At 69.8% G+C, this 19383-nt stretch carries 17 protein-coding genes; 6 read left to right on the top strand and 11 right to left on the bottom strand.

From position 1 onward, the window contains the following. Positions 1–98 precede the first annotated feature (98 nt). A complete protein-coding gene (locus ABZO29_RS14665; RefSeq protein ID WP_367320623.1) occupies positions 99–881 on the bottom strand; it encodes a serine protease in 783 nt (260 codons plus the stop codon). A gap of 367 nt (positions 882–1248) precedes the next feature. After that, on the bottom strand, positions 1249–1752 hold the full coding sequence (locus tag ABZO29_RS14660) for a hypothetical protein (protein WP_367320622.1): 504 nt from the start codon (positions 1750–1752) through the stop codon (positions 1249–1251). A 111-nt stretch (positions 1753–1863) separates the two neighbouring features. On the opposite strand from ABZO29_RS14660, the gene ABZO29_RS14655 reads away from it, so the two are divergent. Then, positions 1864–2469 (top strand): YdeI family protein, encoded by a 606-nt coding sequence (locus tag ABZO29_RS14655; protein WP_367320621.1) that lies wholly within the window; start codon positions 1864–1866, stop codon positions 2467–2469. Between the two features lie 46 nt (positions 2470–2515). Here ABZO29_RS14655 and ABZO29_RS14650 read toward each other — a convergent pair whose 3' ends face one another. Then, positions 2516–3121, bottom strand: a complete 606-nt coding sequence (locus tag ABZO29_RS14650; RefSeq protein WP_367320620.1) for a YceI family protein — start codon at positions 3119–3121, stop codon at positions 2516–2518. Between the two features lie 345 nt (positions 3122–3466). Between ABZO29_RS14650 and ABZO29_RS14645 the strand changes: the two genes are divergently transcribed. Together ABZO29_RS14645 and ABZO29_RS14640 are read left to right on the top strand one after the other, a co-directional pair. After that, complete coding sequence (locus tag ABZO29_RS14645) at positions 3467–5074, top strand: acyl-CoA carboxylase subunit beta (protein ID WP_367320619.1); 1608 nt, start codon at positions 3467–3469, stop codon at positions 5072–5074. Between the two features lie 57 nt (positions 5075–5131). Next, on the top strand, positions 5132–5329 hold the full coding sequence (locus ABZO29_RS14640; protein ID WP_367320618.1) for an acyl-CoA carboxylase subunit epsilon: 198 nt from the start codon (positions 5132–5134) through the stop codon (positions 5327–5329). Between the two features lie 147 nt (positions 5330–5476). Here ABZO29_RS14640 and ABZO29_RS14635 read toward each other — a convergent pair whose 3' ends face one another. The 8 genes from ABZO29_RS14635 to ABZO29_RS14600 all read right to left on the bottom strand — a co-directional run bounded on the left by ABZO29_RS14635 (position 5477) and on the right by ABZO29_RS14600 (position 15977). Continuing rightward, positions 5477–6058, bottom strand: a complete 582-nt coding sequence (locus ABZO29_RS14635; RefSeq protein ID WP_026248371.1) for an ATP/GTP-binding protein — start codon at positions 6056–6058, stop codon at positions 5477–5479. Beyond that, positions 6039–6626 carry a DUF742 domain-containing protein gene (locus ABZO29_RS14630; protein WP_367320617.1) on the bottom strand — a complete coding sequence of 196 codons (588 nt, stop codon included), beginning with the start codon at positions 6624–6626 and terminating at the stop codon, positions 6039–6041. The genes ABZO29_RS14635 and ABZO29_RS14630 overlap by 20 nt, the downstream gene beginning before the upstream one ends. A 96-nt stretch (positions 6627–6722) precedes the next feature. Beyond that, positions 6723–7136 carry a roadblock/LC7 domain-containing protein gene (locus tag ABZO29_RS14625; RefSeq protein ID WP_007384910.1) on the bottom strand — a complete coding sequence of 138 codons (414 nt, stop codon included), beginning with the start codon at positions 7134–7136 and terminating at the stop codon, positions 6723–6725. Between the two features lie 10 nt (positions 7137–7146). Further along, positions 7147–10380 carry a nitrate- and nitrite sensing domain-containing protein gene (locus tag ABZO29_RS14620; RefSeq protein ID WP_367320616.1) on the bottom strand — a complete coding sequence of 1078 codons (3234 nt, stop codon included), beginning with the start codon at positions 10378–10380 and terminating at the stop codon, positions 7147–7149. A 374-nt stretch (positions 10381–10754) separates the two neighbouring features. After that, on the bottom strand, positions 10755–11330 hold the full coding sequence (locus ABZO29_RS14615; RefSeq protein WP_367320615.1) for an ATP/GTP-binding protein: 576 nt from the start codon (positions 11328–11330) through the stop codon (positions 10755–10757). Continuing rightward, entirely contained in the window at positions 11311–11709 is a 399-nt protein-coding gene (locus tag ABZO29_RS14610; protein ID WP_019058642.1) for a DUF742 domain-containing protein, read from the bottom strand. The genes ABZO29_RS14615 and ABZO29_RS14610 overlap by 20 nt, the downstream gene beginning before the upstream one ends. A 110-nt stretch (positions 11710–11819) precedes the next feature. Continuing rightward, a complete protein-coding gene (locus tag ABZO29_RS14605) occupies positions 11820–12233 on the bottom strand; it encodes a roadblock/LC7 domain-containing protein (RefSeq protein ID WP_003973453.1) in 414 nt (137 codons plus the stop codon). A 9-nt stretch (positions 12234–12242) separates the two neighbouring features. After that, positions 12243–15977: a nitrate- and nitrite sensing domain-containing protein gene (locus tag ABZO29_RS14600; protein WP_367320614.1), complete on the bottom strand. Its 3735-nt coding sequence runs from the start codon at positions 15975–15977 to the stop codon at positions 12243–12245. 613 nt (positions 15978–16590) lie between these two features. Between ABZO29_RS14600 and ABZO29_RS14595 the strand changes: the two genes are divergently transcribed. The 3 genes from ABZO29_RS14595 to gltX all read left to right on the top strand — a co-directional run bounded on the left by ABZO29_RS14595 (position 16591) and on the right by gltX (position 19333). Further along, the gene (locus tag ABZO29_RS14595; RefSeq protein WP_367320613.1) at positions 16591–16764 is read left to right on the top strand and encodes a hypothetical protein; all 174 of its coding nucleotides are present in this window, start codon (positions 16591–16593) and stop codon (positions 16762–16764) included. A 306-nt stretch (positions 16765–17070) separates the two neighbouring features. Then, positions 17071–17856 (top strand): fumarylacetoacetate hydrolase family protein, encoded by a 786-nt coding sequence (locus ABZO29_RS14590; RefSeq protein ID WP_367320612.1) that lies wholly within the window; start codon positions 17071–17073, stop codon positions 17854–17856. Continuing rightward, positions 17849–19333, top strand: coding sequence for a glutamate--tRNA ligase (gene gltX / locus ABZO29_RS14585; RefSeq protein ID WP_367320611.1), 1485 nt, complete (start codon positions 17849–17851; stop codon positions 19331–19333). Before ABZO29_RS14590 ends, gltX begins: the two co-directional genes overlap by 8 nt. The last annotated feature ends 50 nt before the right edge of the window (positions 19334–19383 follow it).

Below are 19383 nucleotides of genomic sequence, written 5' to 3'. Positions count from 1 at the left end.
CGGGCCGGAGCCACCCGGGACGGTGCGTACACAGGCCCGGCACCATTTCTGCGCCGGACCCGTGTACGCCGTAAGAGACGAGCGAGACGAGCTGAGCGTCAGAGCGTGGACGCCGCCGACGCGATCGCCGAGGCGAAGGTGGAGACCTCGGTGTAGACCCCGGGCGCGTTGGGCCGGGCGCAGCCTATGCCCCAGCTGACGATGCCGACCTGGATCCACGCGTTGTTCGCGTCCCGACGGAACATCGGTCCGCCGGAGTCGCCCTGGCAGGTGTCGACCCCGCCCGCCGCGTAGCCGGCGCATATCTCGTCGCTGGCGATGAGCCCGCTGTAGCCGCTGTAGGAACGACACGTGGCGTCGCTCACGAACGGCACGTTGGCCTTGAGCATGTAGCGCTGCTGACCGCCGCCCTCGGTGGCCGCGCCCCACCCGGCGACGGTGAACGTGCCAGTGTTGTACTGCGTCGTCGTGGCGATCTTCAGCGTCGGCAGGTTGATGGGCGCGGCGAGCTTGATGAGCGCCCAGTCCTTGCCGTTGCCGTTGTAACCGGGTGCCCGGTAGACCTTGGTGGACTTCACCTGCACGCGGCCACTGGTGGACTGGAGGTCCACGACACCGGCCGTGGCGGTGATGCTGGTGTTGTTGCCGGTCGCGCCCACGCAGTGCGCGGCGGTGAGCACGATCTGCTGGGTGTAGAGCGCGCCGCCGCAGCCCATGGAGAGCCGGACCATGAACGGGAACTCGCCCTGCGCGGCACGGGTTCCGCCGACGACGGGCTGCGGGGCGGCCTGCGCGGCCGAGACGGGCTGAAGGCTGGCGATCGCGAGGGCGGCGGCGCCGACGGCCGCGCATCTCTTGAGGGCCGTGAGGAGTCTCTTCAACTTGGTGCCTTCCGTGGGGGGTTGAAGATTGACGCGCTCATGCCAATCACGTGCGCAAAGAAATGGCCATCCATTGGCATGGGCTGGTCAAATTCTGTTGCTGGATTATGAGAACGCTGGGACTCCATGGGCAAGAGGTGCGATTCAGCCATGCGTGAGGCCCGGCCGCCGAGCGCTCCAAGCGACGGCGTACGAGGTGGGGGCCGGCGACGATCAGATGGGCGGCGTCGAGCAGGACACCCACACCGAGAGCGCGCAGGAAACGGTTGCTCGCCTCCTGCTCGGCCTCGCGGATCCTGAGGAGCCGCTCCGTCCCTACGCCCGGCCCGGGAAGAGCTACTGGTCTCCGGCGCCGCCACGACGGCGATTATTCGCTGGTCCACTTCCGCAGCAGCGCCTCCCGCTCCTCCCGGGACGGGGTGCCCTCGGCGGCGTGGTCGCGGCGCCACGCCAGCAGGTCGGCGACGGTCGCCCGCCCGTCGGTGAGGCGTTCCAGGAGCGTGCGGGAGAGGACGTACTCCTCCGGCGTGTAGATCCCGCCGGTGACGGCGGACAGGACGCTGACGTCCACCGCGTCGCCGGCCACCGGCTCCACACGCACCGTGTACGCGGGCGGGAGCTCCCCGTCGCCGGTCACCGCCACGAGGAGGGAGTCGAAGGCCATGGACGCGAGGCGCCGGGCGGCGGACCGCACGGCCACGTCACGGACGTCGAGGAGCCCCACCTCGCTCCAGCTCCAGGACATGCCGTGATTGATCCCCAGGGCCTCGACGCCCTGTTCCGTCAGACGTACCGCCGACGCGGTGCCGACCGGCTCGGCTCCCACGTACACGCAGTCCTCGGTGATCCAGAACAGGCCGACCATGGCCATTGGCGCCTCCCCCATCGGTGTCGGCAGGTGAGACGACAGGGGTGGGCGTGCGGTTGCCCGAGGGGTCCAATGAGGACGGTTCCAGACCTATTTGCCTCCTACGGTGGCCTCATGACACTGGGCACCCCGCACGCCGTCGCCTTCGAGACCGCGGCCCACCTGGACGCGTGGCTGACCGCCCACCCCGCTTCCCGTCCCGGCCTCTGGGTCAAGGTGGCCAGGAAGGGGTCGGGCATCGCCTCCGTCACCGCCGCAGAGGTCAATGACCTGGCCCTGTGCCACGGGTGGATCACCGGTCAGCGCAAGGGGGTCGACGACTCGTACTTCCTGCAGAAGATCACTCCGCGCAGGCCCGGCAGCCTCTGGTCGATGGTCAATGTGCGGAGGGTCGAGGAGCTGACCGCGGCCGGCCGGATGCGGCCCGGCGGGCTCGCGGAGGTCGCGGCCGCGCGGGCGGACGGGCGGTGGGCGGCGGCGTACGTGTCGCAGAAGGACGCCGACGTCCCAGAGGACCTCGCCGCGGCGCTGGCGGGCAGGCCGCGCGCCAAGGCCGTCTTCGACGGGCTCGGGCGGACCGATCGGTACCTTGCGATGTTGGGCCTGCTCCGGGCCCGGACCCCGCAGAGTCGGGCGGCGCAGCTCGCGGCTGCGGTCGCGAAGCTGGAGGCCACCGCCGCCGGACACGCCGAGCGCCCGCTCTCCGGCACGGGGGAGTAGAGGGCGGGCGCGCTCAGGGGGCGTCAGTGGAGCCGGTGCCGCGGGGTCACGCGTTCTTGATCGCCGAGATGTCGAAGTTCAGCTTGATCTTGTCGGAGATCAGGACGCCGCCCGTCTCCAGGGCCGCGTTCCAGGTCAGGCCCCACTCGGAGCGCAGGATCTCCGCCTTGCCCTCGAAGCCGACGCGCTCGTTGCCGAAGGGGTCCTTCGCGGCGCCGTTGAACTCCAGGTCGATGGTGAGGGGCTTGGTGACGCCGAGGATGGTCAGGTCTCCGGTGATCCGGTAGTCGTCGCCGCCGAGGGCCTCCGCCCCGGTGGAGCGGAAGGTCATCGTCGGGAACTCCTCGATCTTGAAGAAGTCCGCGCTCTTCAGATGGCCGTCGCGGTCCGCGGAACCCGTGTCGATGCTGTCCATCTTGACGTCGATGGAGGCCGTGGACCGGGCCGGGTCGGTGCCGTCGAGGTACAGCGAACCGGTGAAGTCGAGGAACTTGCCCTTGACGTTGGTGACCATCGCGTGGCGCGCGACGAACCCGATCGTGGTGTGGGACGCGTCGATCGCGTACTCACCGGTCAGGGCGGCGAGGTCCGGGTTCACGGCGGCGGGGACGGCGGCGGTCTCGGTGGTGTTCTTGCGGCCGAAGATGCCCATGGCGTGCTCCTTGGGAGGGGATGTTTAATCTTCAACGAGTCCAACAGGAGAGACCGTAGTCCTATTCCGTTGAAAATTCAACATCGTCTGAGGGTGTGTTCCGGGCACCCCGCGAGGGCCTTACTCTGTGCTCGGCGTTCACCCCACCGATGGCATCCGCCACCCCAATGTGAATCGGCTCTCAGCCGCCCCCGCTTTGTGTGACCTCCACAAGCCACACGCCCCCTGAGCAGTTGGAACGCCTGCATGCCGCTCAGGTTCTGTTCAGTGGTACCAGGAAAACGGTCCGGAGACTGTACGGAGTCGACGGCTCGCTTTCCTTGGCGGGCTTCGTAAGGTCGCTACATGACCGTTTTGGAAGAGACGACGGGTGAGTCGACCGAGGAGCCCAGCGGGGAGCCGACCGACGCGCGCGGCCGGGTCGCCGAGCTGCACGGGATCCGCGCGCAGGCCCTGGCGGGTCCGAGCGAGAAGGCGACCCAGGCGCAGCACGCCAAGGGCAAGCTGACCGCCCGGGAGCGCATCGAGCTGCTCCTGGACCCGGGGTCCTTCCGTGAGGTCGAGCAGCTGCGCCGGCACCGGGCCACCGGTTTCGGTCTGGAGGCCAAGAAGCCGTACACCGACGGTGTCATCACCGGCTGGGGCACGGTGGAGGGCCGCACGGTCTTCGTCTACGCCCACGACTTCCGCATCTTCGGCGGCGCGCTGGGCGAGGCGCACGCCACCAAGATCCACAAGATCATGGACATGGCCATCGCGGCCGGTGCCCCCCTGGTGTCCCTGAACGACGGTGCCGGTGCCCGTATCCAGGAGGGCGTCTCCGCCCTCGCCGGCTACGGCGGCATCTTCCAGCGCAACACCAAGGCGAGTGGCGTCATCCCGCAGATCAGCGTCATGCTCGGCCCGTGCGCGGGCGGTGCGGCGTACAGCCCCGCCCTGACGGACTTCGTGTTCATGGTCCGCGACACGTCCCAGATGTTCATCACCGGGCCTGACGTGGTGAAGGCGGTCACCGGCGAGGAGATCACCCAGAACGGCCTGGGCGGCGCGGATGTGCACGCCGAGACCAGCGGCGTCTGCCACTTCGCCTACGACGACGAGGAGACGTGCATCGCCGAGGTGCGCTACCTCCTGTCGCTGCTGCCCCAGAACAACCGCGAGAACCCGCCGCGGGTGGAGTCCACGGACGCCGTCGAGCGCCGCAGCGACGTACTGCTGGACCTGGTCCCGGCGGACGGCAACCGTCCGTACGACATGGCCAAGGTCATCGAGGAGATCGTCGACGACGGCGAGTACCTGGAGGTCCACGAGCGCTGGGCGCGCAACATCATCTGCGCGCTGGCCCGCCTCGACGGTCAGGTGGTCGGCATCGTGGCGAACCAGCCGCAGACCCTCGCGGGCGTGCTGGACATCGAGGCTTCGGAAAAAGCTGCACGCTTTGTCCAGATGTGTGATGCTTTTAACATCCCGATCGTCACTTTCCTGGACGTACCGGGGTTCCTTCCCGGTGTCGACCAGGAGCACGGCGGCATCATCCGCCACGGCGCGAAGCTGCTCTACGCCTACTGCAACGCGACCGTGCCGCGGATTTCGCTGATCCTGCGCAAGGCGTACGGCGGTGCCTACATCGTCATGGACAGCCAGTCCATCGGTGCGGACCTCACCTACGCCTGGCCGACGAACGAGATCGCCGTGATGGGCGCCGAAGGTGCCGCCAACGTCATCTTCCGGCGTCAGATCGCCGAGGCCGAGGACCCCGAGGCCATGCGGGCCCGCATGGTCAAGGAGTACAAGTCCGAGCTGATGCACCCGTACTACGCGGCCGAGCGCGGCCTGGTCGACGACGTCATCGACCCGGCGGAGACGCGCGAGGTACTCATCCGCTCCTTGGCGATGCTGCAGTCGAAGCACGCCGATCTGCCCTCCCGCAAGCACGGCAACCCCCCGCAGTAACCCGGCGGATCCTTCGCGGTACCCCCGCGGAAACCTCTCTCACGGAGACTGACACCCATGGACACCCCTGACATTCGCGTCGAGAAGGGCCACGCCGAGCCCGAGGAAGTCGCCGCCATCACGGCGATCCTCCTGGCCCGCGCCGCCGCCCGTACGTCCGAGCCGACCCCGGCGCACCGCGGCCGCGCAAAGGCGGGCTGGCGCCGCCTGGAGCGCGAGCCGGGCTTCCGCGCTCCGCACAGCTGGCACGGGTGAGCCGCGCCGCCGTAGTCACGCGCCCATGTCGTGAAGGGGCCCCTCTCTGCAGAGAGGGGCCCCTTCACGTGTGCCCGTCCGGAGGTGAAAACAGGTGGGCGGCCCTTCCCGAGTCGGGGAGGGCCGCCCACCTGTGCGTGCGTCGGTCTACCGCAGCCGCGCCATCAGTGCGTGTTCCACGAGCGTGATGAGCGCCGACTTCGCGTCCGCGCGGTGGCGGGCGTCCGTCGTGATGATGGGGGTGTCCGGGCCGATCTGCAGGGCCTCGCGCACCTCGTCCGGGTTGTACGGCTGGTTGCCGTCGAAGCCGTTGAGCGCGATGACGAAGGGGAGGCCGCTGTTCTCGAAGTAGTCGACCGCGGGGAAGCAGTCGGCGAGACGGCGGGTGTCGACCAGGACGATGGCGCCGATGGCGCCGCGCACCAGGTCGTCCCACATGAACCAGAAGCGGTCCTGGCCGGGCGTACCGAACAGGTACAGGATCAGGTCCTGGTCCAGGGTGATACGGCCGAAGTCCATGGCCACCGTGGTGGTGGTCTTGTCTCCGGTGTGGGTGAGGTCGTCGATGCCTGCCGAAGCGGACGTCATGACGGCCTCTGTGCGCAGCGGGTTGATCTCCGAGACGGCGCCGACGAACGTGGTCTTGCCCACGCCGAAGCCGCCCGCCACCACGATCTTCGCGGAGGTGGTGGAGCGGGAAGGACCGCCGCTAGAGCTTGCGAAGTCCACTGAGCACCCTTTCGAGCAGTGTCACGTCTGGCTGGCCGCCGGCGTTCTCGTCGCCGCCGGGCTGATGGATGGCGACCAGTCCCGCCTCCGCCAAGTCGGCGACGAGGATCCTGGCCACGCCGAGGGGGATCGTCAGAAGCGCGGAGATTTCGGCTACCGACTTGATCTCACGGCAGAGGTTGCAGATCCGCTGATGCTCGGGCAGCTGGCCCTGCATCTGGTGCGGCTGCGCGGTGGTGTGCACCAGCGCCTCGATGGCGAGCTGGTAGCGCGGGCGGGTCCGGCCGCCGGTCATGGCGTACGGACGCACCAGGGGGTTGTGCGACCCCCCGGCGGGCGACGGCTCGGGGCTGCGGCGCTGCGGCTGCACGGGCTGGATGCGCGGAGCGGGCGGCTGGTCGTACGGCGACGGCCCGGGGCCCTGCGGACCCTGGGGCGCGTACGGCTGCTGCCGGTGGCTCGGGGCGGAGGGGAAGTTGTAACGGTTCGCGTGCTGCGCACCGTCGCCCTGGCCCTGGCCGGGGCCGTACGACCAGTTGCCAGACGAACCGCCTGGGGGTGTTGCCACTTTCTCTCCTCCTCCGACTGTGCTGGCACCCATCGCTGTGGAAGCCGCGTCCCGAAACCTTACGGCCCCGGGACGCCAAAACGCACCGTCCGTTTGTTAGTTGAGAAGGCTCCCTTGGAGCTCCGCGCGAAGATCGGGCGTCAGGACCGAACCGGCTCGGTCCACCAGAAGGGCCATCTCGTACCCGATGAGGCCGATGTCCGCCTCGGGGTGTGCGAGAACAGCGAGTGACGAACCGTCGGATACGGACATGATGAACAGGAATCCCCGCTCCATCTCCACAACCGTCTGGTTCACAGCGCCCCCTTCGAAGATCCGGGAGGCGCCTGCCGTCAGTGACGTCAGACCGGAGGCGACGGCCGCGAGCTGGTCGGCGCGGTCGCGGGGGAAGCCTTCGGACATCGCCAGAAGGAGTCCGTCGGCGGAGACCACCACCGTGTGGGACACCCCCGGGGTGTTGTCCACGAAGTTGGTGATCAACCAGTTCAGGTTCTGTGCCGCCTGGCTCATCGGGCTCACACTAACGCTCCTGGTTGTAGGTGCTGTCAGGGCCGAAGCCCTGGCCGTTCGTTTCACTGCCTGCGTTGCGGCCGCGTTGGACCCCGCGACGCAGGTTGCTCAGCCTGCCTCGGACGTCCTCCGGGGCGCGGGAGACCTGTGGGCCTCCCTGAGGGGTGCTCTCGGCGGCGCCCTCGACCAGGTTGGCCTTGGGAACCCGCCGCGGCAGGCCGGAGGAGGTGACCCCACCCGCCTTGGGCTTGCGGAGCTGCGACGCCTGCTGCCAGCGCTCGTCGTTCGCCGAGCGCCAGAAGCCGCCGTCGCCGTTGCTCTCCGCGGTCTTGGAGGAGGCCGGCGCTTCCTGGTGCACGGGCCGTGCGCCGTTCGAACCGCTCGCGATGGATCCGCGGCGGGGAAGCCCGGCGTCGGTCAGCTCGTGGACGGCGGAGGGGGCCGGTCCCGGACGGTCGAAGCCTACGCGGTCCTGCTCGATTGCGTCAGGGTCCTGCGTGGATTCCGCTTGCGGAGCGTACTGGTCCGGGTAGCCGTTCTGGTAGCCGTTCTGCTGCGGCCAGTCGTCCTGGTAGCGCTGCTCGTCGTACGCCGCGTAGCTCTCCTGGGCGGAGGCCTGCACGGGCGCGGGCTCCTCCTGAGCCGGCTCCGCATACGACGGTTCCGGGTAGCCGCCGTTCGACGAGAAGGACTCGCCACCGTTCGGGGAGAAGGTGTCGCTCTGGGGCGCGGCGCCGTTCGGCGCGAAGTACGGGTCCTCGTACGACGGCTGCCGCGGCTCCTCGTACGCCGTCTGCCGGTCGTACGCGGCGGGCTGTTCCGGATAGCCGCCCTGGCCGTTGTCGTAGGCGGGCTGCGCCTCGAACTCGCCGGTGTAGGCCGGTGTTTCGGGGGCCTGCGCAGGAAGCTGCGGGTTGTGCGTCTGGGCCTCGAGCTGGGCGCGGCGCTCCTCGCGCAGCAGTGAGCGGCCCACGGGGTCGAGCTCCCTGATGTCGTCCGGGACGTCGGCGTAGCGGCTGTCGTCGAAGCCGAGCTCCGCGGCCGTACGCATGGGCTGGTTGAAGTCCTCGCCCTGGTACTGCTGCTCGGGGATGATCTGCGAGACGGTGAACTCGTCGCCGGCCATGGCCGGTTCGCCGCCACCGCCGTGCGTGATCGCGTCCGGCAGCATGACCAGCGAGGTGGTGCCGGCCTGCTCGCCCGAGGGGCGCAGCTGGACGCGGATGCCGTGCCGGTCGGACAGCCGGCCGACCACGAACAGGCCCATGCGCTGGGAGATCGCGGCGTCCACGGTCGGCGGGTTGGCCAGCTTGTGGTTGATGTCCGCGAAGTCCTCGGCCGTCAGACCGATGCCCTTGTCGTGGATCTCGATCATGATGCGGCCGTCGGGGAGACGGGTCGCGGTGACGCGGACCTTGGTCTGCGGCGAGGAGAACGTGGTGGCGTTCTCCAGGAGCTCGGCCAGCAGGTGCACGAGGTCGGTCACGGCGCGGCCGTGGATCTCGGCCTCGGGGACGCCGGAGAGCTCGATGCGCTCGTACTGCTCCACCTCGGAGGAGGCCGCGCGCAGCACGTCGACCAGCGGGACCGGCTGGTCCCAGCGGCGGCCGGGCTCCTCGCCCGCGAGGACCAGGAGGTTCTCGCCGTTGCGGCGCATACGGGTCGCGAGGTGGTCCAGGCGGAAGAGGTTCTCCAGCTGGTCCGGGTCGGCCTCGTTGTTCTCCAGGTCGGTGATCAGTGTCAGCTGGCCCTCGATCAGCGACTGGTTGCGACGCGAGAGGTTGGTGAAGATCGCGTTGATGTTGCCCCGCAGCAGGGCCTGCTCGGAGGCGAGCCGGACCGCCTCGCGGTGGACCTGGTCGAAGGCGCGGGCGACCTCGCCGATCTCGTCCTTGGTGTTGATCGGGATCGGGGCGACGCGGGTGTCGACCCGTCCGGGGTCGGTGCGCGAGAGCTGGTCGACCAGCATCGGCAGGCGCTGCTCGGCGATGCCGAAGGCGGCGTTGCGCAGCTGGCGCATCGCGCGGGACATCTGGCGGGCCACGGCACCGGCCAGAATGAACGCGAGGAGCAGGGCGACCACGACGGCGGCACCGGTGATGAAGGCGTCGCGCTTGGCGGCGTCGGCGATGCTCGACGCCTCGTTCACCGCGGTGTTGGCCAGGTCCGACTCGATGTTGCGGTACGCGTCGAACTTCAGGGTGGTCATCGCCCACCAGTTCTCGGCGGTGATGCCCTTCTCCGCGAGCTTGGCGCGCTCACCGGCGTCCGTGGTCTGCAGGGTCGAGATGGCCCTGACCATGTCGGTCGGGTCGGACGGCGGCGCCACGTAGTCCGGGTTCTTGGCCTTGGCCTGCTTGACCATCTCGGCGCCGTCGGACTGGATCTTCGTCTGGGCCGCGTTCAGCTTGGCGATGTCCTGCGCGGTGCCGCCGCTCTGGTACTCCTGGATGGCGATGCCCTCTAGGTAGGCGTACGAGGACAGGGCGACGCGCTGTGTGGCCAGACTGGACTCGCTGGTGCCCGGCTTGATCAGCAGGTGCATGCCGATGGAGCGCTCCAGGGAGAGCGCGCCCTTGCCGAGCGAGACGGCGTAGACGGTGCGGCCGTAGCTGGTGATGTTTCCGGTACCCAGGCCGAGCTCGTTGGAGAACTCGAGGAGCTTGTGCTCGACCCCGACGTAACCCTCTTCGGTCTTCACGCCGGGGAGCTTGTCGGTGTAGGCGGCCGCGCGGAGCTTCTGCAGGTCCGGCTCCACCTCGCGGAAGCGGGCGAGGCGGCGCTCCAGGTTGGGCAGGTCCGGCATGTTCTGGGCGGCCTTGTCGAAGGCGTCGGCGGCCTCGTCGGTCGCCTTGCGCGCCGCGACGACGGTCTCGTCGTCCTCGCCCTTGCCCTGGAGCAGCGGCGCGGCGGTCGTGTCACGCTCGACCAGCAGCGCGTTGCTGTAGGTGAGGGCGGCGCGCACCAGGACGGCGGTGTTCTCCGCGTCCTCGGCTTCCTGCCAGGTGTCGATCGAGCTCTTCACCTGGAAGCCGCCCATGACGAGGCCGACGAGCACGGGTATGAGCAGGATCGCGTTCAGCCGGGTCGGCACGCGCCAGTTGCGCGGGGAGAAACGGCCGCCGCTCGGAGCGGGTGCGGCCGTCGGCTCCGAGCCGGGCACGGGGGCGGGCGCCGCTCCGCGCGGCGGCGGGGTGAAGTTGCCCCGGGCCGCCGGCTCGGGACTTTTCTTGCTTCGCCTCACTCGACCAACAACCTCTCGGCGGTCGGCACCTTCGTCGTGCCGCTGTCTCAGAGCCCGGTCAGCCATCGACCACAAGTACGTCATTGACTATTGGGCAGTTCAGGCATTCCAGCACGTCATCCTGCACTCGGCCAAACAGTGGGAAGCGCCGATTCCGTGTGATGTAAACCCCAGATAAAACGGTCATAAAGAGCGAGCCCCGCCAAAAGGCGGGGCCTTCGTACGCGCAGCGACACCGGATGACCGCGACGCGTGGCCGTACCACCCGATTCCTCTGCCGAAACGTTATGAACACCGGAGCCGACCGTGTCAAAGGCCACAGCCGGCTCCGGTACATCTACGACAACTGCCGTATTGCGCAGACGACTTGAGTGCTACCGCAGCCGTGCCATGAGCGCGTGCTCCACCAGCGTGATCAGCGCGCTCTTGGCATCCGCGCGGTGCCGGGCGTCCGTCGTGATGATCGGGGTGTCCGGCCCGATCTGAAGGGCCTCGCGGACCTCCTCGGGCTGGTAGGGCTGCTGTCCGTCGAAGCCGTTGAGGGCCACGACGAACGGCAGACCGCTGTTCTCGAAATAGTCGACCGCGGGGAAGCAGTCGGCGAGACGGCGGGTGTCCACCAGGACCACCGCGCCGATGGCGCCGCGCACCAGGTCGTCCCACATGAACCAGAAGCGGTCCTGGCCCGGCGTACCGAACAGGTACAGGATCAGGTCCTGGTCCAGGGTGATACGGCCGAAGTCCATGGCCACCGTGGTGGTGGTCTTGTCCCCGGTGTGGGTGAGATCGTCGATGCCCGCGCTGGCGGACGTCATGACGGCCTCCGTGCGCAGCGGGTTGATCTCCGAGACGGCGCCGACGAACGTGGTCTTGCCCACGCCGAAGCCGCCAGCCACCACGATCTTCGCGGAAGTGGTGGCCCGGCCCGGTTCAGAGCTTGCGAAGTCCACTGAGCACCCTTTCGAGCAGCGTCACATCCGGAGCGCCGCCGTTGTTCTCGTCGCCGCCCGGCTGGTGGATGGCGACCAGGCCGGCCTCGGCGAGGTCGGCGACGAGGATCCGGGCCACACCGAGCGGCATGGCCAGGAGCGCGGACACCTCGGCGACCGACTTCACCTCGCGGCACAGGTGGCAGATCCGCTGGTGCTCCGGAAGCAGCCCCATGAGGGCTGCCGGGTCTGCCGTGGTGCTGATCAGGGCCTCGATGGCGAGCTGGTAGCGCGGCCGGGTCCGCCCGCCGGTCATCGCGTACGGACGTACCAGCGGCTGGTCGCCCTCGTCCCCGTACGGCTCCGCGTACGGATCATGAGAGGCGGTGGGCGGGGTCATGAATCCTCCGGGCGGGACAGCAATCGGTCAGTCGTGCCGTCTGACGAGGCCGGTGGGGGGATTGTGGCGGCCGGACGGTGATTTGGTGAGGCGGGTGGATCCGGGGGGCTTTAGTGAAGCAGACTGCCTTGGAGCTCGGCGCGCAGGTCCGGCGTGAGCACGGCGCCCGCGCGGTCGACCAGCAGCGCCATCTCGTAGCCGACGAGGCCGATGTCGCACTCCGGGTGCGCGAGGACGGCCAGGGACGAGCCGTCCGAGACGGACATCAGGAAGAGGAACCCGCGCTCCATCTCGACGACCGTCTGCGCCACGTTGCCGCCCTCGAAGATCCGGGAGGCCCCGGCGGTCAGCGAGGTGAGCCCGGACGCGACGGCCGCGAGCTGGTCCGCACGGTCGCGGGGGAAGCCTTCGGACATCGCCAGAAGGAGACCGTCGGCGGACACGACGACGGTGTGGGAGACACCGGGCGTGTTGTCCACGAAGTTGGTGATCAACCAGTTGAGGTTCTGTGCCGCCTGGCTCATCTGGCTCAACTAAAGCTCCTGCTGGTGAGTGGGGCTCGGGAAGCTGCCCGTCTGGCCGGTGCCGGCCTGACGACCCTGCGCGATGCCCCGACGGAGATTGGTCAGCCGGCCGCGTACGTCGTCGGGCGAACGCGAGACCTGCGGACCGCTTTGGTGCTGTTGCTGCTGAGCCGTGCCCGGAACGAGGTTCGCCCGGGGCACCCGGCGCGGCAGGCCGGAGGTGGTGACACCGCCCGCGGCCGGCTGCCGTACGCGCTCGGCCTGCCGAACGAGGTCGTCGTTCGGCGAGCTGCGCCAGGCAGTCGGTGCGGGACGCTGAGGAGCGGCCGGAGCCGGAGCCGGAGCCGGCGCCTGCTGCGGAGCCGCCGGAGCCGAGCCGTTGTTCTGGTGCCGGCCCTGTGAGCCGCCGCGGAACCAGTTCGTCTCCAGCGTGTCGTACAGCGGGGTACGACCGTCACCGGGACCCGTGGCCGGGGGCAGCGCCTCCGGCTCGGGGCGGTGCGCCGGACGCGGCGGGACGGGGGGCTGCTGCGGAGCGCCGTAGCCACCACGCGTGCCGTTGACCTGAGGCCGTTCGAACTGGCCCGTGGAGTCCGGGCTCTGGCGGCCGGGCAGGGAGTGCTGCCCGGTGGAGGAGCCGTCGTAGCCCGGCACGGCGTGCTGTCCGGTGGAGGAGCCGTCGTAGCCCGGCACGGCGTGCTGTCCGGTGGACGAGCCGTCGTAGCCCTGGACCGGGAACTGGCCGGTGGAGCCGTTGTCGTAGGCCTGCGGGGCCGCGAACTGGCCCGTGCTGTTCGGCGCCGGGGTGCTCGGGGCGCCGAAGACGTCCGAGCGGACGAATCCGCCGCTGTTCTGCTGGCCGCTCGCACCGGGCCGCGGGGCGTCGAGGTCGGGTCGCGGGAACTGGCCCGTGGTCTGCGGCCCGTTCGCCCCGGGGCCCTGGCGGTCGTCGATGCGCGGCATGCGCGCGGTCTGCGCGACGTCCGGCTCCTCGTGGCCGCGGGGGGCGTCCAGCGAGGCGCGCGGCACCGGCGGCTGGGCGTTCTCGTCGCTCCAGCTGGGTGTGCGCGGCTGCGGGTCGCCGCCCGGCAGCTCGGCCCGCGGACCACCGCGACCCGGCAGCAGGGGCTGGCGCCCGCGGCGGCCGCCCTGTTCGGCCTCGTTGTTGCCGCGCTGCGGCGGCACGGGCCCGCGGGTGTTGTTGCCGAACGCGTCCTGGCCCTGCATACCGGTGCCCGCGGCCGGCAACCCCTGCGGTGCGCCCGGTGCCTGGCCGAAGCCGGCACCTGCACCGGCCGGAGCCGGACGGCCCTGCGGGGGAGCCGACGGAGACTGGGGCCCGCGCGCACCGCCCGGCGCGCCCGGACGGCCGCCCTGGCCCGCACCGGGCAGCGCGGCCCGGGGACCCTGACCGGCGCCGAGACGGCCACCGCCGCCCGCGGGAGCACCGCCACCGAGAGCGCCGCCGGGGGCGCCGCCACCGAGGGCACCGCCCTGGGCCTGGCGACGTGCGGCGGCCGCACCGGCGGCGGCCTGCGCGGCGGCCGCACCGCCGGCCACGGCACCCTGGCCCTGGCCGGGCTTCGGCTGCGGCTTCTTGCCGCCCTGGGCGACGTCGACGGGCAGCATGACCAGCGCGGTCGTACCACCGGAGTCGGACGGGCGGAGCTGGATACGGATGCCGTGGCGCTGCGACAGACGACCGACCACGAACAGACCCATGCGGCGGGAGACCGACACGTCCACGGTGGGCGGCGAGGCGAGCCGCTCGTTGATCGCGGCGAGGTCCTCCGGCGACAGGCCGATACCGGTGTCGTGGATCTCGATCAGGACGCGGCCGTCGGGCAGCGCGTGACCGGTGACCTTGACCTTGGTCTGCGGCGAGGAGAAGGAGGTCGCGTTCTCGAGCAGCTCGGCGAGGAGGTGCACGAGGTCGTTGACCACGCGGCCGGCCACTTCGGTGGTCGGCACGGCGGCCAGTTCGATGCGCTCGTACTGCTCCACCTCGGACGCGGCGGCGCGGAGCACGTCGACCAGCGGGACCGGGCGGGTCCAGCGGCGGCCGGGCTCTTCACCCGCGAGAACGAGGAGGTTCTCACCGTTACGGCGCATACGGGTGGCGAGGTGGTCCAGCTTGAACAGCGAGGACAGCTGGTCCGGGTCGGCCTCGCGGGACTCGAGTTCGGAGATCAGCGACAGCTGGCGCTGGATCAGACCCTGGGAGCGGCGCGAGAGGTTGGTGAACATCGCGTTGACGTTGCCCCGCAGCAGGGCCTGCTCGGCGGCGAGGCGGACCGCCTCGCGGTGCACGTCGTCGAAGGCCGCGGCCACTCGGCCGATCTCGTCCCGGGAGTGCACACCGACCGATTCCACGGACGTGTCGACGTCCTGCGGGTCGGACTCGGACAGCTGCTTGACCAGCTCGGGCAGACGGTCCTGGGCGACCTTGGTCGCGGTCTCCTCCAGGCGGCGCAGCGAGCGGATCATGGACCGGGCGACGACGAAGGCGCCGACCAGCGAGACGCCGAGCACGAGCAGGATCAGCGCACCGGAGATGATCGCTTCCTGCTCCGACTCGTTGCGCAGCTCGCGCGCCTTCTGCTCCATGTCCTCGAGCAGCGTCTGCTCGATCTGGGCCATGCCCTTGATCTTGGTCGAGCTGTCGTCGAGCCAGTCCTGGTACGACCGCTTGTCCAGCGACTGCAGACCGTCCGCCCGGCCGAAGGCACGGGTGGCGTAGGTGTCGGTCGCGGTGATGGTCGGGTTGCCCTCTTCGATGGGCTTGAGCAGCTCCTCGGCGCCCTCGTCGCCGTAGATGCTCCGGAAGGTGCCGAGTTCGGACTCCTCGCTGTCCAGCGACGCCTGGGCGTACAGCCGGTCGTTCGGGGAGAGCTGACCGAAATCGGTGTTGGTCGCGGGCAGCGCCGCGGCGAGGACCGCGCGCTGGGCGGACGCGTACTCCTTGGCGGAGGAGAAGGCCGCCAGGGCGCGCGTGCGCTGGATCATCTCCGGGTTGCTGGTGGCCTCGGCCATGTCCTGCGAGAGGTCCAGCAGGTGGGTGATCAGGCGGTGGTAGGCGTCCACCGTCTGCGTGGAGTTGTCCTCGGAGGCGTAGGCCTCCTTGCGGATCTTGGTGAGGTTGTTCAGGTCGCGCACGATGCCCACGAGGCTGTCGCGGACGCCCTGGAGGTTGCCCTCGTTGCTGGCGCTGTCGACCTCGTCGGAGGCGGCGATGAAGTTGTCCCGGGCGCGGTCGGTCTTGTCCCGCAGGCCCTTGACGGTGAAGTCGGTCGCCGAGCCGTTGTGCGCCAGCGGGCCGGCCGACTTGTCGCGCTCCTCCTGGAGCGCGGCGGACAGCTCGGTGGCCTGCTGGGTCATGTCGGTCAGCAGCTTCATGTTGTCGAGCTGCTGGATGTCGTCCATGGACTGGTTGATGCGCAGCGCGCCCAGGGTGGTGGCCGCGACCACCGGGAGCGCCAGCAGCGACACCAGACGCGTGGAGATGCGCCAGTTGCGCAGTGCGACGCGCGGGCCGGGGCCGGTGGGGCCCTGCTGCGGCTTCACCGTCGGGGGCGCGGGGGTCGCCGACGCGGACGCGCCGGGGCGACCCGGGCGCTCACCGCCGTCGCCGGACGGGGCCGGGCCCGGGTTCTGGGCGTGCTGGGGCGAGGAACCGCGGTCGGTCCCGCCGTGCGCCTCCGGCTCCGCCGAAGCGCTGCCATCCCTCTTGAAACGTCCCTGCACTAGCGTCGCAACCTCTGGACCAGGCGCCCCTCCGCGTGAACGGAAGGACGGTGTCGGCGTGTAGGGGGCGCCCTGAATGCGCCCCCTGATGGTCGTGAGTGACCGGCGCTGGCTCCCCCTTCTCGCCGCCACTCGGCGCGCGTTGCGCCCCATGTGCGCCGGCTCGATCCTGCGGCGGTCCGTGGAATTCCAGCACAGTGCCGGATCTCCAACAAGGCCCGTTGGTCAGGCTGTGACATCCGTGACCCCGTGTAAGGGATATGTCACCGGAAGTGAAAAGCGTTCCCGCTTATACCGGACGTAAGCCCCCGAACTGCCGAGATGGCATGGGTGTCCCAGTCGCCATGATCAGGAGCGGAATGATGGCTTCAGGTGGCAAATATCCGTTTCGTCGCAGTCGATTGCAGGCCTGAATTGACCGGTTTGACCTTGCATTCGTGAGCAAACTCACACGGCAATCAAAGGGTCTTCACGTCTTCGCCAGGGAATCGCGCGATTAGCCTTGCGCTTTACAGAAATGGCAAATCCGACAACCCGCGCCCCCGCGGGGGTCCGCTGGACCCTCCCGGCGCCCGCACACGACAGGGTCTGTACAACCGTGAAGACGACGACGATGTTCCGCACGATAGCCAACCCGCGGCGCACGACGCTGGCGCACCTCGACGACGCCGGCGAACTGCAGACCCCGCAGCAGCCGGAGCACTCCGTCGATCTTCCCACCCAGACCGCCAATCCCAAGCGCACCATCCTCGAGGAGGCCCCCGCCACGGCCTCCGTCGCCGGGTAATACGCGCGCGGGCCGCCAGTTGCTCAAGTCGGCGGTACGAATGTGAAGGGCGCCCTGCGGACGCGGAGGCGCCCTTCGCCGTACGGCCCCACGGCCTCAGGGCCCGCCCGGCGGATCATGCCGCGGACGCGGGGCTTGGCACGCACATCTGCCGCGTGGTCGTCGGTCTCCTCCACTCCGCAGATGACGCTGCTTCCCTGCGGCTTGATCCGCCGGACAGGCCCCAAAGCGCGAGGCGGGAGCGCCTCCCCGCGTTAGCCTGGAGCGTCAGACTCCAGCCAGCTCAGTCAAGGGGCCAAGCAACCCGTGCGCATCGCCAGGTTCTCCATCGACGGGAATGTTGCCTTCGGCGCGGTCGAGGGCGACAAGCAGGACGAACTCGTCCTCGACATCATCAAGGGCATCCCGTTCGCGGACTACGAGCTCTCCGGTACGAAGGTGCCGCTGAGCAAGGTGAGGCTGCTGCCGCCGGTGCTCCCCAACAAGGTCGTGGCCTTCGGCCGCAACTACGCCGAGCACGCCAGGGAGCTGGGCAACGAGGTCCCCGACGCCCCGTTCGCCTTCTTCAAGCCGTCCACCTCCGTGATCGGCCCCGGCGACGAGATCCAGTACCCGCCCTTCACCGAGGACCTGCACCACGAGGCCGAACTGGCCGTGGTGATCGGCCGCCTGTGCCGCGAGGTCCCGCGCGAGCGCGTCAAGGACGTGATCTTCGGCTACACCTGCGCGAACGACATCACCGCGCGGGACGTCCAGAAGCGCGAGAAGCAGTGGGCGCGGGCCAAGGGCTTCGACACCTCCTGCCCGCTCGGCCCCTGGGTGGAGACCGACCTCGACATCGCCGCCGCGTCCGACCTGACCATCCAGCTGACGGTCAACGGCCGGCAGCGCCAGCTCGGCCGCACCAGCGAGATGATCCACTCCATCGAGGACCTGATCGTCAACATCACCGAGGCCATGACGCTGCTCCCCGGCGACGTGATCCTCACGGGCACCCCGGCAGGGGTCGGCCCCCTCAACGTCGGCGACGAGGTCGCCGTCACCATCGAAGGCATCGGCACTCTCACCAACAAGGTTGTCAAGCGTGGCTAGCGCACCCGGCTCCTCCGTACGCGTTCGTTTCTGCCCGTCGCCCACCGGTAACCCCCATGTGGGCCTGGTGCGCACCGCCCTGTTCAACTGGGCGTTCGCCCGGCACCACCAGGGCACTCTGGTCTTCCGCATCGAGGACACCGACGCGGCCCGCGACTCCGAGGAGTCGTACGAGCAGCTGCTCGACTCGATGCGCTGGCTGGGCTTCGACTGGGACGAGGGCCCGCAGATCGGCGGCCCGCACGCGCCGTACCGCCAGTCGCAGCGCATGGACCTCTACAAGGACGTCGCGCAGAAGCTCCTGGACGCCGGGCACGCCTACCGTTGCTACTGCTCCCAGGAGGAGCTGGACAGCCGCCGTGAGGCCGCCCGCGCCGCCGGCAAGCCGTCCGGCTACGACGGCCACTGCCGCGATCTGACCGCCGAGCAGGTCGAGGAGTACCGGGCCCAGGGCCGTACGCCCATCGTCCGCTTCCGCATGCCCGACGAGACGATCACCTTCACCGACCTGGTCCGCGGCGAGCTCACGTTCACCCCGGAGAACGTCCCGGACTACGGGATCGTGCGGGCGAACGGAGCCCCCCTCTACACGCTCGTCAACCCGGTCGACGACGCCCTGATGGAGATCACGCACATCCTGCGGGGCGAGGACCTGCTCTCCTCCACCCCCCGGCAGATCGCCCTGTACAAGGCGCTGATCGAGCTCGGGATCGCCCGGCAGATCCCGCAGTTCGGTCACCTCCCCTACGTCATGGGCGAGGGCAACAAGAAGCTCTCCAAGCGCGACCCGCAGTCGTCGCTCAACCTCTACCGCGAGCGCGGCTTCCTCCCGGAGGGCCTTCTCAACTACCTCTCCCTGCTGGGCTGGTCGCTCTCCGCCGACCAGGACATCTTCACGATGGACGAGATGGTCGCGGCCTTCGACATCGCGGACGTGAACCCCAACCCGGCCCGCTTCGACCTGAAGAAGTGCGAGGCGATCAACGCCGACCACATCCGCCTTCTTGACGTGAAGGACTTCACGGAGCGCTGCCGTCCCTGGCTGAAGGCGCCGTTCGCACCGTGGGCGCCGGAGGCCTTCGACGAGTCGAGGTGGCAGGCGATCGCGCCGCATGCGCAGACCCGCCTGAAGGTGCTGTCGGAGATCACGGACAACGTCGACTTCCTTTTCCTGCCGGAGCCGGTGTTCGACGAGGCGAGCTGGGCGAAGGCCATGAAGGAGGGCAGCGACGCGCTCCTTCGCACGGCCCGCGAGAAGCTGGAGACGGCGGACTGGACCTCGGCGGAGTCGCTGAAGGAGGCCGTCCTGACCGCCGGTGAGGCCCACGGCCTCAAGCTGGGCAAGGCCCAGGCCCCCGTTCGCGTCGCCGTCACGGGCCGCACGGTCGGCCTGCCGCTCTTCGAGTCCCTGGAGGTCCTGGGCAAGGAGAAGACGCTGGCCCGGATCGACGCGGCGCTGGCGCGACTGACCGCGTGAGGGCGCACATGAAGGGCGGCAGCCGACACGGCTGCCGCCCTTCCTTGCTG

The organism is Streptomyces sp. HUAS ZL42, assembly GCF_040782645.1.
Taxonomy (GTDB): Bacteria; Actinomycetota; Actinomycetes; order Streptomycetales; family Streptomycetaceae; genus Streptomyces.
This window is presented reverse-complemented; position numbering and strand designations above follow the sequence as displayed.